Origin of the sequence: Paenibacillus contaminans, assembly GCF_003285015.1 — a bacterium.
In the GTDB taxonomy this organism is placed as follows: Bacteria; Bacillota; Bacilli; order Paenibacillales; family NBRC-103111; genus Paenibacillus_V; species Paenibacillus_V contaminans.
The window spans coordinates 34,861-49,914 of the sequence record NZ_QMFB01000051.1 but is presented as its reverse complement, the minus strand read 5'-3'; the positions used below and the strand labels follow the sequence as shown (position 1 = coordinate 49,914).

The 15,054-nt window shown below is 56.0% G+C and carries 10 protein-coding genes; all 10 read left to right on the top strand.

Annotation, left to right across the window (positions count from 1 at the left end; translation table 11 throughout):
- A partial coding sequence (locus DQG23_RS42475; protein ID WP_202866026.1) for a hypothetical protein occupies nucleotides 1-759 on the top strand: 759 nt, incomplete at its 5' end.
- Between the two features lie 68 nt (nucleotides 760-827).
- Entirely contained in the window at nucleotides 828-1,457 is a 630-nt protein-coding gene (locus DQG23_RS39770) for a CIS tube protein (protein WP_113036615.1), read from the top strand.
- Between the two features lie 4 nt (nucleotides 1,458-1,461).
- Nucleotides 1,462-2,553, top strand: coding sequence for a phage late control D family protein (locus tag DQG23_RS39765; RefSeq protein WP_113036614.1), 1,092 nt, complete (start codon nucleotides 1,462-1,464; stop codon nucleotides 2,551-2,553).
- Nucleotides 2,550-3,275, top strand: coding sequence for a phage baseplate assembly protein V (locus DQG23_RS39760; protein WP_113036613.1), 726 nt, complete (start codon nucleotides 2,550-2,552; stop codon nucleotides 3,273-3,275). The genes DQG23_RS39765 and DQG23_RS39760 overlap by 4 nt, the downstream gene beginning before the upstream one ends.
- 38 nt (nucleotides 3,276-3,313) lie before the next feature.
- Complete coding sequence (locus DQG23_RS39755) at nucleotides 3,314-3,715, top strand: GPW/gp25 family protein (RefSeq protein ID WP_113036612.1); 402 nt, start codon at nucleotides 3,314-3,316, stop codon at nucleotides 3,713-3,715.
- Nucleotides 3,716-3,756: 41 nt separating this feature from the next.
- Nucleotides 3,757-6,804, top strand: a complete 3,048-nt coding sequence (locus DQG23_RS39750) for a putative baseplate assembly protein (RefSeq protein ID WP_113036611.1) — start codon at nucleotides 3,757-3,759, stop codon at nucleotides 6,802-6,804.
- Between the two features lie 52 nt (nucleotides 6,805-6,856).
- Nucleotides 6,857-9,106: a putative baseplate assembly protein gene (locus DQG23_RS39745; RefSeq protein ID WP_113036610.1), complete on the top strand. Its 2,250-nt coding sequence runs from the start codon at nucleotides 6,857-6,859 to the stop codon at nucleotides 9,104-9,106.
- Between the two features lie 93 nt (nucleotides 9,107-9,199).
- Nucleotides 9,200-11,308 carry a phage tail protein gene (locus DQG23_RS39740; protein WP_113036609.1) on the top strand — a complete coding sequence of 703 codons (2,109 nt, stop codon included), beginning with the start codon at nucleotides 9,200-9,202 and terminating at the stop codon, nucleotides 11,306-11,308.
- 21 nt (nucleotides 11,309-11,329) lie between these two features.
- Nucleotides 11,330-13,003 carry a hypothetical protein gene (locus DQG23_RS39735; RefSeq protein ID WP_113036608.1) on the top strand — a complete coding sequence of 558 codons (1,674 nt, stop codon included), beginning with the start codon at nucleotides 11,330-11,332 and terminating at the stop codon, nucleotides 13,001-13,003.
- 627 nt (nucleotides 13,004-13,630) lie between these two features.
- Nucleotides 13,631-15,043 carry a response regulator gene (locus DQG23_RS39730; protein ID WP_113036607.1) on the top strand — a complete coding sequence of 471 codons (1,413 nt, stop codon included), beginning with the start codon at nucleotides 13,631-13,633 and terminating at the stop codon, nucleotides 15,041-15,043.
- Nucleotides 15,044-15,054: the final 11 nt, after the last annotated feature.

Below are 15,054 nucleotides of genomic sequence, written 5' to 3'. Positions count from 1 at the left end.
GCGGCGTTAGCCGCAGGCACGGCCGCCTCGCCGCTGGAACGGCGCCGCATCGCAGCGCGCGTCGCTGCGGGCAGTGCGGCAGCGGCAGGCGCGGCGCGAGCAATCGGCCCGGCGGCAACGCCGCAGGAGCATCGCCGCGCGGACATTGCAGGCGCAGCGGTTGCGCTGCAGCCGCGATCCGCGCGCGCCGTGCAGGCGTCTGCTGCCGCGCATGCCGCCGATGCCGCAGGCTCGGACGCGTTGGCCGGCGCGATTGCCCCAGCTGTGCGCCGCCGCCTGGCTGCACGAGGCAGCGTCATCGGCACGGCGGCAGCAGCTGCCGTCATGGCGCCGCCGGTCAGGCAAGCGGCGCAGCCTATGACGCAGCTTGGCGCGGATCTGGCGACAGCCGCAGCCGCCCGGCAGCGAAAGCCGGCGGAAGAAAACGAATGGCCGGCGCAGCAGCAGGCAGTCGAGCTGTCGCACAAGCTGCCGTTCGTTCAGCAAGCGGCGTCCGGAGAAGCGATGGCGCAGCTGTCCGCCCCGGGGGACGAACGCGAGCTGCAGCTGGATTTTTTGAAGCAGCGCGTGCAAGCGGCCGTTGACGCCGCCGCTCCGGAGCGGATTGAAGCGAACGCAGGGGCGAAGGAAATCGACATCGAGCAATTGCAGGAGCTTATCGAACAGCTGCCGCAGTTTGACGTCGCGAAGATGGCCGACAAGGTATACAAGGAAATCGAGAAGCGGCTTAAATTCGATCAGCAGCGCAGAGGCTTATAAGCGATCGATCCGTCATTTAAATAAACTGCCCGACCGATAATCGGCAAGGCAAGGAAGGAGCATGCGGCATGGCGCTGAAAAAAGCGATGATCATCATCGACAAGGGCAAAGGAAAAAAAGAAACGGTCGATGTGCTGTTTAATCCGAACGAGTACACGCTGACAAGCGGAAACCAGTACAGGTGGAAAAAAATTCCAGGACTCTCGTACCCGATCGGACAATTTATCAGCGGCGAGTCTTCGACGCTGTCGATGGATATGTTTTTCGATACGTACGAGAAAGGGACGGACGTCCGCAATTTTACGAAAAAAATCGTCGGCCTGCTCGATATCGAGAAGGAGCTGCATGCTCCTCCGGTTTGCCAGTTCGTCTGGGGCTCGCTTAATTTCAAGGGCGTCGTCGAAAAAGTGACGTCCAAATTCACGATGTTTCTCGAGTCCGGCATTCCGGTCCGCGCCACGCTGAACGTCACATTCAAATCATGGTATACGAAAAAAGAGCAGCTGCAGCATATTCCGCGGCATTCCGCCGACCGCACCAAGCAAAGGATGCTCAATCAGGGCGAGGAGCTTTGGATGATCGCCGCAGAGGAGTATGACGATCCCGGCAAATGGCGGGAAATCGCCCGCGCCAACGGCATCGACAACCCGCGCAAGCTGCAGGGCGGACGCAAAATAACCGTGCCGAGGCTGGAGTGATCCGATGAGCGATGTTGTTCTCGATACGAAGCAGTATAAGTTTGACGAGCTGGCTGTTAAATACGCGAATTTTTTCTCGCCGATTTTCGAGGTTCATGTCAATGGCAGCAAAATCAGCGACGATATCGCGGTTACCGATCTGCGCGTGGAAACGACAATCGAATCGAAGTCGGAATCGTTTTCCCTGCAAATTACGAATGCGTTCGATCTCGAGAAGAGCGAATTCAAATGGCTGGACAGCTTCACCGTCGGCAAGCCGATCCTGATCAAGGCAGGTTACCTGGACAAGCTTGTGCCGGTTTTTAACGGGTACATCACATCGGTTATTTGCGATTTTCCGGAGGACGGCGTGCCGGCAATCATCGTGCGGGGGATGGATTTGTCTTTTCTTATGATGAAGGGCGCCAAGTCGAATTCGTGGGAGAAGAAAAAATACAGCGATGTCGTGAAAGAAATCGCCAAGAAGCACGGCGCGAAGACGAAGGTGGACGATACGAAGGAAGTGATCGGAACGATCGCGCAAAACCAGATCGACGATTATCATTTCCTCGAACATCTGGCGGGTATCGTAAATTACGATTTTTTCGTCGTCGGCAAAACGCTCTATTTCCGCAAGCCGTTAACCGAAATGTCGCCGGTCATCACGCTGCAATGGGGAACGTCGCTGCGAAGTTTGACGGTTGACGTCAACATCGCCGAGCAAATTACGGGCGTAACGGTGCGCGGCTGGGATCCGAAGGAGCAGAAAGCGATCGTCGGCGAATCGGGAGCGATTACGAAGCTGGGGAGCAATTCCAAAACCGGCAAAGACATTATGAATTCGCTTGGCAAGTATGTGGAGTTCGTTCTCGCCAACGTCGGCTCGGCCGCCGAGGCGAAGGATAAAGCCGATTCCTTGCTGAATAAACGGTCCATGCGGCTTATTTCGGGCAGCGGGGAAAGCATCGGCATACCGGAAATCCGGGCGGGACGTTATATTGAGCTTGCAGGCGTCGGCAAAAAACACAGCCAGCCCTATTATATCGTTTCGGCCACGCACTTGATCGATAAGGACGGTTATGTAACGCGATTTCAACTGGAGGGGAATGCGATATGATGAATTTTTCGGATCGCTTCGCTCCGTCTTTAGCCGGGTGTATGAATCCGCAGGTAAGCGGCGTTATGGTCGGCATCGTGACGAACAACAAGGATCCGGACGGGCTCGGGCGCGTCAAGCTGAAGCTGCCGCTGCGCGAAGTGGAGACGGAGACCGACTGGGTGCGCATAGCGACGCTGATGGCCGGCAAAGACATGGGGAGTTTGTTCATTCCCGAGGTGAACGACGAAGTGCTTGTCGCTTTTCATCTGGGCGAGGTGCGCGAGCCGTTTGTCATCGGCGTTTTGTGGAACCAGAAGCAAGCGGCCCCCAAGGGCAACGACAAGAACGATATTCGCAAAATAAAGACGCGTTCGGGGCATGAGATTATTTTTGACGACAACGACAGCCAAGGTACGATTACGATCAAAACCAAGAAGGGCCAAAAAATCGAAATGGCCGACAAGGAAGATACGATTACGATCGCGGAGCAAAGCGGAAACAATTCCATCCAAATCAAGGGCGGCAGCGCCAACGAAATCTCGGTGAAAAGCGCGTCCACGACGATAACGATGAACGCCAAAGGCGATATCGCGCTTACAAGCAACAAGGAAATCAAAATTTCGTCCACGCAGGTGAACATTGAAGCGAAGGCGGCACTTGCCTTGAAGGCGGGCGCCAGTCTCGATATTAAAGCGGACGGAATTATCAATATAAAAGGCAGCCTAGTTAAAATCAACTGACCTGCCTTAAGTTACGTGATGCGGAAGGAGGAGCCGGCATGAGCGAGGAGTTTTTGGGGCGCGGTTGGAAGTTTCCCGTCCAAGTGGATGCTACGACAGGTCGGATTCTGACTTCCGAATATGAAGAGGATATCGCCGAAGCGATTCGGATCATTCTCGGCACGTCGAAGGGCGAGCGCGTGATGCGGCCCGATTTCGGCTGCGGGGTGAACGAGTTCGTTTTCGGCCAAATGGACGATACGACGCTTCGGCTGCTCGAAGCAAGCATAACCGAGGCGATCCGCATTTGGGAGCCCCGCGTGCACGAGCTGGACGTTCGTGCGGAGCCGGATGCGAGGGAGCCCGGCAAACTGTTTATCCATGTCGGCTATGCGGTGCGGACGACGAATAATTTGTATAACCAGGTGTATCCGTTCTATTTATATGAGGGCTCCAAATAACTCGATTTTCGATTTACATTCCATGGGGAGGGGGTTCAAGCGTGTTGCCTCCAAAAATCGACCGGCGCGACGCGAAAGCGCTCATCCAGCAAATGAAAGAGATGGCGCCGTTTTATACGCCGGAATGGCGCTTCACGCCTGAGGATCCCGATCCGGGAACGGCGTTGTTTCTGTTGTTTGCCGATATGTATCAAGATAACATACAGCGGCTGAACCGGGTGCCATATAAAAATTTCGTAGCTTTTCTCAATATGCTGAACGTATCGCAGCTTCCCGCAAGGCCGGCCCGCGCGCAAGTGACGTTTCGGCTGAGCGAAGGCGTCAGGGATCCGGTCTGGGTAGCTTCCGGCACGCAGCTGTCCGCGGCCGAAGAGGACGGCGAAATCGTCTTCGAAACCGAACGCGGCGTCATGCTTACCCCGGCCAAGCTTGTTTCGCTTTACGAAGTCAGCAACCGGCGGGACGTTATCCGCAAGCTGCCGGACGCTTTCCTTGAAGCGAGCGGGCTGGGCGACGAACGGCCGACGGCTTTGTTTCGTTTTGACGGAGCCGACAATTTGCAGCAGCACATGTTATATATCGGTCACGAGCGGCTGTTTCTGCTCGAACGGACGGTGAAGATCGATCTCGTATTCGGCAATTCCTTGATGCGATACCGCGAGCAGGAAATATGCAGGCTGCTGACCGATCCGAATCTGGCGGAGTGGCTGTATGCAACAGAAAACGGCTGGGCGCCTTTTGACTTGGCCGTTTCCGAGCAAAACAGAATCACGCTGCATAAGAATCGCGGCGGCGCCATTGAAGAGCGGGAAATAGGAGGCGCTTCGTCGCATTGGATCGCTTGCCGGTTGCGGCCGGCCGCAACTCCGCTTCTGTCGGGGAACGTATCCTTCGATTCGATTATGGCGAAGACCGATTATGCGGATGCGGATGGACAGGGAGGGTTTGCTCCTGACCGGTTGTTTGCCGGGGACGTTCAAGGCCGTAATGAAGGGATGTACCCGTTCGGGGAGTTTTTCGTTCCGTACGGCACCTTCTACATCGCAAGCCAGGAAGCGTTCAGCAAACGGGAAGGCCGCATCTCGATCCGGTTTCGTATGCGGGCGGTGGAAAACCGGCTCTCGCCGGAACAAGAGCCGCAAATCGAGTGGAAGCTGATTATGAAGAAGTCGCAATTCGAGAAGCAGGTTCACGAGCCGGTATCGATAACGAGCGTGTTATGGGAGTATTGGAACGGCAGCGCTTGGGTAAGGCTGCCTGTCGGCGAGACGGAGGAAACGATGTTTTACCGGCCGGAAGAGGCGGAGAGGGAGCTTTCCTTCGAATGCCCGGCCGATCTTGCGGAAACGTTCGTCAACGGGGAGTACAGCTACTGGATTCGAGCTCGTATTTTGCAAATCGAAAATCTTTACAATCCCGGCTCGGTTTATTTATCGCCGTGGATCGAGAACGTCTCGCTTGCATACGGGTATGGGGAACGTTTTTTGGCCCCGGAACGGCTCGCGGCGTTGAACAATACGCTGCTGCAGGACGAAACTTCCCGTTTGAACCTCGAAGGTACGGCGATCAGGCCCTTCATGCAGTTGGATTGCAAGTATCCGTCGCTCTACTTCGGCTTCGATGCGCCGCCGGTACGAGGTCCGATCCATCTTTACGTTTCGATGAAGCCGATGAAGCTTACGCAAGCGCACGTGCCTCTCTTCGAGTGGGAATATCTCGGCGGACGGCATGGCCAAGCGGAATGGCGCCCGCTTAAGGTTTTTGACGAGACGAACGGGCTGACGCAAAGCGGAACGATTCAGTTTGCAGGGCCTCACGATTTTACGAGCGAGCCGATCTTCGGAACGCCGCTCTACTGGCTCCGCGCAGTAAACCGCGACTCCAAATACGAGGCCGGCCCCGACGACATGCCGGTTCCGATCGCAAACGGCTTCTTTGTCAATACGACACGCGTCGTTCAACAGGAAACCGTCGAGGATGAAGTGCCGATACCGGTTGAAGGCGAGCGCGGCTTCGAGCATTGGCTGGATCGGACGCCGATCGTCGCGGAGCAAGTATGGATCGACGAGACCGAGCATCTCGGGGAAGAAGAACTGGAGTCGCTCGAGGCGTCGGGCGCCGAGTGCAATGTGCTTCGGGATTCGGAAGGAAATCTTCAGCGCATCCGGATACTGTGGCAGCCTGTCGGCTCGCTCGGCGATTCGCAGCCGAAAGACCGCCATTATGTCATCGACCGAAATAGCGGAAAGCTGCTTTTCGGAGACGGCGTCAGAGGAATGGCCGTTCCGGAAGGCGGAGAACGGATTCGGGTCAGCTACAAGGTGTCGGCCGGTCGGCGGGGCAATGTCGGACGCAAGCAAATTGCCGCGCTGCATCAATCGATCGCTTTCGTGCAGACGGTAGAGAACCCGGAGCCTGCGGCCGGAGGCTGCGACGGTGAAACGGTACAGGAAGCGATCCGGCGGGGCCCGCAGCTGATTAAGCATCGAGACCGGGCCGTAACTGCGGACGATTTCGAATGGCTGGCGCGCGAGGCTTATCCGAATATTGCCAAGGTGAAGTGCCTGGCTAACGTCAATGTGCGCATGGAGCGCGAAATCGGCTCGATCACGCTGGTCGTGCTTGCGAAGGACGGATTGCAAGGCGGACAAGGCTTTCCCGAGCTTAAGCGGGAAGTCGAAAAATATATGCTTGAGCGGGTGCCGAGCGTCGTCGCATTCCCGGAAAACATTCAGGTCATCGAACCGGCATACCTGGAAATATCGGTTCATGTCGTAATGGCGGTAACGAACATGGATCACATCGTTTCGGCCGAGCTTGAGTCGATCCGGCTGCTCGGCAAGTTTCTCGACCCGCTGACCGGCGGCTACGACGGCAAGGGCTGGGCGATCGGCCAGCAGCTGCACGTATCCGTTTTTTACGGACTGCTCAAATCGATTCCAGCCGTCAGCCATGTCCAGAAGCTATATATGACCGTTCATAAACTGGAGGACGGCGTCCGTACGGAGCTGGACCCGCGAAAGCTGGGCGACGTGCCGCACGGGATTGTCGTAGGCGGGGTGCATGAAGTGAACGTTACGCTCGTTTAAACGGCATCAAGCATAGACGGTAAAGTCCGCAACCGAGAAGGAGGAAGAAGCGATGCTGCCGATACCGAATTTGGACGATAAAGCTTTCGAGCAGCTGGTGAAGGAAGCGCGCCAATCGATCCCCCATCTGCAGCCGCAGTGGACGGACGAGAATGCTCATGATCCGGGCATTACGATGATCGAATTGTTTGCTTGGCTGGCGGAAATGCAGCAATATTACATGAACCGCGTCACGCTCAAGAACGAGCGGAAATTTCTGAAGCTGCTCGGCGTCCGGCCGATGGAACCGGCGCCGGCGCGTGCGGACGTATCGTTCGAGCAAGTGGACGGCAGGCTTGTGCTGCCTGCGGGAACGCGGCTGACGGCGATGGACCAGCAATTCGAGACGGAGCGGACGCTGGAGCTTGTTCCGGCGCGGCTGGAGAAGGTGCTGACCCGGGTCGGCGCCGTAACGAACGACGTCACTTCCTCCAACGATCATGCGGCGGTTTCGTTTTACCCGTTCGGACATGAGCCGAAGCGCGATAACCGGTTGTTCCTTGGATTTGACAGGCCGCTGCCCGAAGCGGCGGACATTACTTTGGCCATGCTGCTGTTTGACGATTATCCGGTCGCTGTCGGCGAAGAAGGGGACCGCTCGGACCGGCGCCGCTTTTCTTCGGCACGCGTGTCCTGGAAATATTACGGAGCGGCCGACGGCGGCGCGGAAGGCTGGCTGCCGGTCGAAATCGTCCGCGACGAAACCGTCGAGCTTTCCGATAGCGGCAGGATCGTGATGAGAATCGGCTCGGAGATGAAGCCGCTGCCGATTCAGCCTGCGAACGACCGGAGCCGTTATTGGCTTTGCTGTACGCTTGAGGCGGAAGGTTATGAGCTGTCGCCGAAGCTTCAGCGGGTTTGCTTGAATACCGTACCCGCGGTTCAACAAGATACGGCCAGCGCCGTTTATGAATTCGACGCGACCGGCGAAGCGGCTTTGCGCTGCAGCGTCAGCGCTTATTTACCCTATAACGGGATTGTTAACGTGCAGGTCAAAGGGGAACGCGGCGGATGGCGGTATTGGCGGCAGACGGACGATCTGTCCGCTGCGGGACCGCTGGATCGAAGCTTCTCGCTGGAAAAGGACGAAGCGGGCGGTACGATGACCGTCGCATTCGGCGACGGCGCGAACGGAGCGGTTCCGGATAAAGGCGTAAACAATGTGCGGATTATCGCCTATACGCCGGACTTCGCGGAAGCCAGACTCATCGGACGCAGCAGCGGCCTACCCGGCCAAACGTTCGAGTGGGATGGCCGGCATTGCATGCGCGACGGATTTTTGCTGCAGATCGGCAGGCGCCTTCACGATGAGACGGAGCTTGTCTGGGAGGATTGGAGCCGCGTTGACGATTTTGACCGCTCGGGTCCTTACGACCGGCATTATGTGCTCGATCCGGAGGACAACGTGCTGCGATTCGGCAATAACGAAGAAGGGATACTCCCTCAGGCATCGGACACCGACAATATTTGCATCTTAGCTTACCGCAGCGGCGGAGGAAGGCGCGGCAACGTAAAGGAACGCTTCATAAGCGCCTTCGCAGACGATCATCCGATGTATACGGACATCCAGGTATTGAATCATGCGCCGGCGAAGGGCGGTACGGAACGTGAAACCGTCCCCGATGCGAAGGATCGCGCGCTCCGCGAGCTGAAGACGCCGACGCGCGCCGTGACGTGCGAGGATTACGAGTATTTGGCTGCGAACACGCCCGGTTTGCGCGTAGCGCGAGTCAAGGCGATCCCGCTCTACATAAAGGGAAAGCGCGACTATCCGCGTCAGAAAGCGCCCGGCCAGATGACCGTCGTCGTCGTTCCTTACAGCGAATCCGATCATCCGAAGGCGAGCGCGGGCTTTTTGCAAACGGTCAAGGCTCATCTTGATCAATATAGGCTCGTTACTACCGAGCTGCACGTCATTCCCGCGGAGTATATCAAAGTGACGGTGCACGCCGTAGTTGTCGTGAAGCAGCATGTGCGGGACGCCGAGCGGCGAGTGCGCGAGGAACTGCGAAAGCTGCTGTCGCCGATGGCGAGAGGAAACGGCTCGACGGGATGGGCGTTCGGCAGGACGGTTTACAAGGGAGACGTATTCGGGGCGATCAACCGGGTCGCAGGCGTCGAATACGTACAGGATTTATGGCTGGATGCGGATGGCGGCGGCAGCTTCAAGGAGGCGGACGGCGATATCCGGATTCCGCCAAGCGGGCTCATTTACTCCGGCGAGCATGAAATCGAGCTTATCAGCATAACCGACGCACTGTGAATGCAGGGATACAGGCTCCTATTTTTTCGTACCTTGCCCTACTTCCTGCGGGCGGAGGGACGATACAGTCGACAACAAGGGAGGTGAACAGGCATGAGCGGCGAATCCCGCTTTTTCTCGTTGAATAAATCCGAAGACTGGGACAGGGGATATGTTCATAACCTGCATATCGGGGATGCGGGGATCGGCATGAGCAGGACGGCAAAATACGGCGTCAAACGGATTATCCGACTGTCGGAGCTGGAGCGGATATCCGGTCTGGCCGATTTCACCCCCGGTACGAACGGGAAGCTTTATATTATGGATCAGACGACGGCGTTATGGTCATACGACTACGAAAATAAGCATGTGGAGCCGATTTTCCGGGAATGGCACGGCCAGTTTACGAACGAGGCGATACTTGCCGCGAACGGCGATACGCTTTTCGTGGCCGATCCGGCCGGCGAACGCAAAATAGCGGCTTATTCGGTTTCGAACGGACAAGCGGTTTGGACGGCCGATTCGTGGAACGGCAAGCCTATTTTCCCGCTTGCGGTCGCTTGCGATGAAGCCAAAAACGTGTATGCGGCAACGCCTCTCGATATGATGGTTGACGTGAATGGAAATCCGGAGCTTCCGGAAAACGGCGCAATCGGCATCGTACGCTGGGACGCTTCCGGGAGCCCTGCGGCGGTATATACGCATGAACTGCTGCGCATAAACGAGCCGATTATGATGGCTGCGCAGCTGCAGCACCGTTATGCGGTTGCGGTACGCGACGGGCAGGTGTATATATTCGATGCGGAAAAGCGGCTTGTGATCGGCTTCGGCAGGAACGGGGAAGCGGAGCAAATGTATTCGCTATCCCGCCAAATTCCGTATGCCGGCTTTTCCATTGACGCGAATCAGCATGTTTATATAGGCGATTGCCGATACGTCCGCTCCGATGCGGAGGACGACCGCTATATGCTGAAGTTCGATTCGGAGGGACGTTTCGTAGCGGCGATTTCGGGGTTTCGCGGACGCTGCGACAAGCTGCTGCTCGACCGTCGCGACCGGATGTTCGTGCTGAACGGGGAAACCGAGGATATTACGATGCTCGAGCTCCAGCACCGTACGATGGCGATGAAGGAAAGCGGCCTGCCTGAGGGGATTTATTTCGCGGCGGCTCTCGATTCGACGGAGGAAGAAACGGAGTGGCACAAGTTATGGCTGGAAGCGGACATTCCGGAGGAAACGCAAATTCGGATTTCGTTCTTCGCCTCGGATCGGCGCATGCAGCAGGTCGGCGGCATCATAACGGATTTGGAGCCGTATTTGGCCGATCCGGCGATCGCCATTCGAGAGAAGCTGGAAGCGACTCGGCATTTGTGGTCGGAGCCGGTCGTCAATCCGCGCGATGCGCTGATCCGCAATGCCAAAGGCCGGTATTTATGGCTGAAGATCCGCATCATCGGCAGCGAGACCGATACGCCTTGCATTCGCAAGCTGCGGGTATATTTCCCGAGACAATCGCTGCTCGATTATTTGCCGCCCATCTACCAGGAGCATCCTCAGAGCCGGGATTTTCTGCACCGTTACTTGGCGCTGTTCGATTCGTTTCTTCAGCAAACGGAGGAGAACGTCGAACGGATGGCCGGATATTTCGATCCCGATTCGGTTTCCGGCGACTATTTGAAATGGCTGGGAACATGGATGGGCATCGCGGAGGACGAAAGCTGGGACGAGGGCAAGCGCAGGCAGCTGATCAAGATGGCGCCGGAGCTGTACAAACAGCGGGGAACGAGAAGGGCGATCGAACGGATACTGGAGCTTGTAACCGGCCATCCGCCGATCATTATCGAATATTTCGAATATAAAAGCATGCGGGAGCAGTCCGAATTAAGCCGGCTGCTTGGCGATTTATACGGCGATAATCCGTATGTGTTCTGTATCCTTATGCGTCCGGAATGCGTCGAAACGGAAGCGCAGCGGCTGTTCATCCAGAAAATCGTCGACGAGCAGAAGCCGGTTTTCACGGAAGCGAAGCTGGTCGTCCTGCAGGAATGGATGTTTATGGATATGCATACGTACACGGGTATCAATACCGTTTTATCGGAGCCGACGCTGCTTAGCCTGGACGAAAAATCTTCGATGCCGTACAACACGATTCTTATCGACGTAGACCGGGATCGCCGCATGGATCAGCATACGAGACTCGAGCTCGATTCCGATTTAGAATAATGCAAAGCGAGGATATGGGCCATGAAAAAATCACGTTACTATCCGTTCGAACGCAACCGCTATTTTTACGGAAAGCTGCTTACCGTGCGGGATTTCGAGTCCGAGCAAAAGTACTTCAGCGACAAGCGCCGCCTCTTGAACCGGCTTCTTTACGGCACAGGGGTCGTGACCGGGCTGCAGGTGGTCGCGATCGACGACAAATCCGTATCGGTGGAAATGGGCGCCGCGTTCGATGCGCTCGGCCGCGAAATTATCGTCCCGTCTCCGGTGACGCTTAAGCTTTCGATGGTCGAGGGCTTCACGAACAACGAATACGCCAAAAACGTTTATCTTTGCATCGCCTATGACGAAAAGGGCAAAGAGCCCGTTCATGCCGTCGCGAATTCCTCCGTGCGTTCGGAAGAAATCAGCGAATATAACCGGGTTCTTGAAAGCTACCGGCTGTTCGTCAGGGAAGAAGCGCCGGATCCGTCCTCCTTCCCGTATGCCGATCTGTTCGAGGAAACGAATGTGCTTGCTGCGGACGGTCCGGTTCGCTTGTTGTTGACGACGCCTCGTTATGTCAATCCGGGTCAGCTGTTCGAGGCCAGGCTGAAAATCGAGAAGACGCTGCAGACGCCGCCCGTATCGCTGCAGTTCGAGTTGTCTGCGGAGCACTTCGAGCCGGCGGATGAAGAGCATGCGCACATCGTTTTTCGGGAGCCTGCGGACAGTCAGGAAACCGAGTATTCGATCCCTGTTCTTCTGCGGGCGGGCAGCCGTTCAAACGTAAAGAGCGCTTTGGGCATAACGGGACAGCTGCGCATCGGCGACCGGCAGGTTTCGGTCGAGCCGTCTGCCGCGAATACCGTTTTTGTCGCGGAGGAGCCGGTGCAGAAGCGTCTGCTTGACGACTATTACAACCGCACGATCGATCAGGCGATGGATGCTCCTTCCGAGCCTTGCATCTACTTGGCCAAAATCGGACTGCTGCAAATGGGACCTACCTATATGATTGAGAAGGTCGAACGGGTACCGTTCGGGGAATATGTGACGAATTCGTCCGTGCTGCAGCGCATTGGGGAGCTTGAGCGTAGAGCGGTAACCGTCGCGCAAAAATTCGAGGAGAGCAAGGCGTACGCGCAAGCCCAGAAGGAGCTGACGGCATCCGAATCGGCTTCGGCCGGCCAAACGGCAAGCGCGGCTGAAACAAAACCGGCGCTCGCTTACGGAGGCCAACCGGGCCGAGAGGAAGTAAGCAGCGGCGTAGTCGAAATCGAGATCAAAAACGTATCGCGTCAAGGCATCATTTCATTTTCCAAGCAAGGCAAAAGCTTTTTCTCCGGTGAGATCGAGCACGGCCTTGGGGAAGGCAACGTTTATGTAACGGCGGGACTCGAAAACAGCAGCGTCGAACCGTTCGGCGAGATGATAAACGACAGCGAGCAGGTGTATTACGGCAGCGTCGATGTGTTTAAAGACAGCGCGTATGCGCCGAATCTTGACAACGTATCGGTCGGCGCGCTCGTTTATCCGAAGAAGGGGACGCTGCGCATCGGGGTGAAAGTGTTCGGTGCTACTGAAGCGACCCGCGTGCGCGTCCGGTGGTGGGCGATGAAAAAGCCGCTTAAGGCCGAATCCGCGCCGGCAGGCGGAGCCTTGAGCGAGCTTACATCCGCCCGCTTGGAAGCGGCGGCGGGCATCGACGAGCAGTAAGCTTTTGGCAGGTTGACGATGATTACGGACGATTGCATAGAACCTTCGGACCCATTGTGGAACGAAGGTTCTTTTTCAATGTCAACTTACATGCCGCTTTGCAACACTTATTAGTAGATGTAAAAACTACATTAAATTTTCGGGAATCTCTGTTATTTATCGAATTAGATGTAATACCTGTAGTTCGTTTTGTAGAAATGGCCCCAAAACGCGAAAACACCTATTTTTACCTGTAGTTTTTCCCGTTAAATACCTTTTTCTCGGCTTTCCGACGAAAATACCTGTAGGTTTTACAGTTAGCATAGCCTCGCATGTTCTTTCACGGTATCAACAAAGCAATGCGGTATTTGAAAGGAACTATATTCATTGCTTTGCCAGTGGAAGTCCAGTATGGCATTACAGCTATAAGCAGGCCGCAATCACGACACAATCGGCTGCATGCCGGCTGCAGATGCTAGTCGAGCCAAAGCTTCCAGCGCCGTCCGGAACATTTTCCCGGATGGCTTTTTATTGTCCATAATACGGCAGCAAGTCCGATCCCAGAGATAGCCAAAAAGGAGATACGCGAAATATAGCGAATAAATCAGAATCGGCTCCACACATCAAGTAGTAGGAGGGGGTACGGAAATGCTAAAAGTGCTGATTGTCGATGACGACAAATTGGTGCGCAAAGGATTGATCCTCACGATGCCTTGGGCGGATTTCGGCATGGAGGTCGTCGGAGAAGCGAATAACGGCGTCAAAGCGCTCGAATTTCTCGCGGGACAAGAGGTCGACCTGCTTGTTACCGATTTGGAAATGCCGGCAATGCGCGGCATCGAGCTGATGCAGCATGTCAAGGCCGCGTATCCGCATATATGGATGGTCGTTCTGACGTTCCATCAAGATTTTGACAACATTCAGCAGGCATTGCGAATCGGAGCGATCGATTACATTGCCAAGGTGCAGCTGGAGCAGGAGCGAATGGAGGAAGTGCTCGGCAGGATCGCGAACCGGATTCGCGACGAGCGTATGCTTGATTCGCGGCAAAGGTTGACCGGCGGTTTTCAGGAAGCGCCGGGAATGACAGGTGAGCATAAAGGCAGCATCGTGTTTGTAAATCTGTTCGGCAAAGCGGATCCGAAAGCGCTTCAAGCCATCCCTTTCGTCCGCACGCTGCCGTTGACCGGAATCGGCTTCGGTTTATGGGTGCTTGAAACCGGCGGCGCGATTCCCGATACGGACACGGACATCCTCGCGCGATATGGGCTGCAGCATGACTGGGCAATCATTCGCGTAAGCGGTACGAGCGGCAGCGGCAAGAACGAATTCCATGGGAGACTCCATGCGTATAAAGAGCATGCGTTTTTTTACGACTACGTGCCCGGACAAAGCTTATATGAGCTGACGGCCGATAAACTGTTCTACGACGAATTTCATGTACCTGCCGAAAGCGAAATGCTGCGTCTGCGGGAAGGCTGGACGGCGTTGTTCTGGGCGACGGACGATGCGGTTTACGAAGAATTGCATGCCGAGACGCAGAGGCTGCGTCCGCCCGTGTCACGGCTGGAGAGCATTTTTTACTCGGCCGCGGCGGAATGGAGACGTATTTTGCCGGAATCGGCGTTTCCGGCACTGGGCTCGATGCAGCCTTTTCCGTTCTGGGCAAACGGGGTGGAATGGCTTCATGCGGTAAGGCGGGAGCTGCGCGGGAAGCTGCGAAAAACGTACTCGGACGAGGTGCTGCAAAGCATTATGAAAGCGGTAACTTATATTCGCAAGCATTTTAACCAGGAAATGCGTCTTGCTGATGCGGCCAAAGAAGCGAATATGAGCAGGAGCTACTTTAGTCAATGCTTCAAGGATATCGTGGGACAGTCCTTTAACGATTACGTGAGAAGCTTGCGAATCGCCCATGCGGAGGTGCTGCTCCAGCAAACGGCGAACCCGATCTACTGGGTGGCCGAGCAGTGCGGTTATGTGAACGAAAAATATTTCAGCCGGGTATTCAGCGAACGAATCGGCATGCTGCCAAGCGAATACCGTCAAATGCCTAAGTGAGGTGCAGCCTT